The organism is Robiginitalea sp., assembly GCF_049588695.1.
Taxonomy (GTDB): domain Bacteria; phylum Bacteroidota; class Bacteroidia; order Flavobacteriales; family Flavobacteriaceae; genus Robiginitalea.
Genome location: NZ_JBAVZJ010000554.1, coordinates 1 through 2148, shown reverse-complemented (window position 1 = coordinate 2148; position 2148 = coordinate 1). Strand labels below are relative to the sequence as shown.

Sequence of the window (2148 nt, the reverse complement as noted above, 5' to 3'; positions counted from 1 at the left end):
GAGTACCCCTTTCCTTCAAACCACCTCCCGAGGGTATCTTTATCCCTTCCGCTGATGATAAAAATATCTGTCCTTTTTTGTTTGTAAAGGGCATCCAGCATATCGATTAACTCCTTATCCGGACTCGCCTTTTGGGGATCGTTTTTAAATCCGGCAAGGGTACCGTCGTAGTCCAGAAACAGGATACGATTGCCCGATTTACGATACTTTTCCATCATGGTATTGGTGAGGTCGACCGTAAGCCTTCGCGCCACATAAGGTGGATCCATTTCTCTGTGCGATAGTAGGGAATCCATAAAATCCTGTGCCCACTTTTCCACATTGTAGCGGGCCAAACGCTTTTGCATCGGGGTATTCCGGGCCTTTTGTTCTTCTTCAGGCATATTGATTGCCTGGTGCAGCGCATCGGCGATTTGTTCAAAATTATTGGGATTGATCAACAGGGCCTCGTGCATTTCATTGGCCGACCCCGCCATTTCACTAAGTATAAGCACACCTGTCTTATCGGTTCGCGTGGCGATATACTCTTTGGCGACCAGGTTCATCCCATCCCGGATTGGCGTAAGCCAGGCGATATCGCAGCTGGTATATAAATCTACCAGGTTCTCAAAACCCAGGGAGCGATAGAAATACCAGATTGGGGTCCAGCTTACCGTGGAGAGTTCCCCGTTAATCCGGCCGACGAGTTCATCTATTTCCTTTTTTAATAATTGATATTGGGGCACTTTGGAGCGGGAGGGTACGGCAAGTATGATGAGCCTTACTTTCTCCTTGTATTCGGGATATTTCTGTAAAAAGTATTCGAAGGCTTTAAGACGGTTTGCAATTCCCTTGGAGTAATCCAAACGGTCTATGGAGAGAAAAAATTTGGCATCCGGAGCTGATGCTTTATGGGCATCGAGGCGCCTTTGCAGGTCTGATTCTTCCCCGTCTTTCTGACCGGCATTCTTTTGGGCCGCCTCATGGAATTTGGTGTAGTCGATCCCCATTGGGAAAGAATCTACCTTTGTCATGCGGTCTTCGAGGTTAATTTCATTAAAATTCACCTCAAGGCCCAAGAGTCGTCGTACAGAACTTAAAAAATGGCGCTCGTAGTCATAGGTGTGAAAACCAATCAGGTCTGCTCCCAATAAACCCCTTAGAATATCCTCCCGCCAGGGAAGGGTACGGAATATTTCATAGGAAGGGAAGGGGATATGCAGGAAAAAGACAATAGACAAATTAGGTCTTTTCTCCCGTACCATCTGGGGAACCAGCATGAGCTGGTAGTCGTGAACCCAGAGTATATCATCTTCAGAGGCCTCTTCCAAAACAGCCTCGGCAAATTTGCGGTTGACTGCCTCATAGACTTTCCAGTTGGACAGCTCGAATTCCGAGTACTCCAGAAAATAATGAAACAGGGGCCAAATAGTTCTATTGCTGAAGCCAAAATAAAATCCCTCTACCTCAGCCTCAGTCAGGGGGACTTTACTACAACCGTGTTCCTGTAGCGCCTGATCTATCCTGGGTTCCAATGCCTCCGGTATTTCCTCACGCGTGAGCCCACTCCACCCGATCCATAAGCTTTCACCTTCCTGATGTACCGATTTCATTCCGGTGGCGAGCCCTCCCACACTGGGAATGGCCTGCATTTCACCTTCATTGATTTGCAATTGGACCGGTAATCTGTTGGAAAGGATGATGGTTTTGGGCATTATTGGGGCTTTTTAACTTTTTTAGGCGTGGATTTGTCTAAATTTCGTCAAATTACGGCGCATAGCCAATAATTTTATAAGAATTAAACCAAAGACAACGTATGGATAATCTGGATTACGGGATCATAGGGAACTGCCGCAGTGCTGCACTTATTTCAAAGACAGGTTCCCTGGATTGGTGTTGTTTGCCCGAATTTGATTCTTCCTCTGTATTTGCACGCCTTCTGGATGAAAAAAAAGGGGGGTGTTTTGAAATTTGTGTCGATGATCAATACGAGATAAACCAGCGTTATAAAAAGGATACCGCCCTACTGATTACCCGATATAGCAATGGCTCCGATATTTTTGAGGTACGTGATTTTATGCCCCGGTACCAGAAAAGAGATGGAAGTTTTCACACCCCCCCGGAGGTTATTCGATATATCCGGCATGTTAAGGGCGCCCCGGAGTTTTC

2 protein-coding genes are annotated in these 2148 nt (G+C 46.4%); one reads left to right on the top strand and one right to left on the bottom strand.

Annotated elements, in window-relative coordinates:
• On the bottom strand, positions 1-1694 hold a 1694-nt coding region (locus tag WBV75_RS12725; RefSeq protein WP_424120964.1), incomplete at its 3' end, for a bifunctional alpha,alpha-trehalose-phosphate synthase (UDP-forming)/trehalose-phosphatase.
• A 101-nt stretch (positions 1695-1795) separates the two neighbouring features.
• On the opposite strand from WBV75_RS12725, the gene WBV75_RS12720 reads away from it, so the two are divergent.
• Positions 1796-2148: trehalase-like domain-containing protein (locus WBV75_RS12720; RefSeq protein WP_424120963.1), on the top strand; the 353-nt coding region annotated here is incomplete at its 3' end.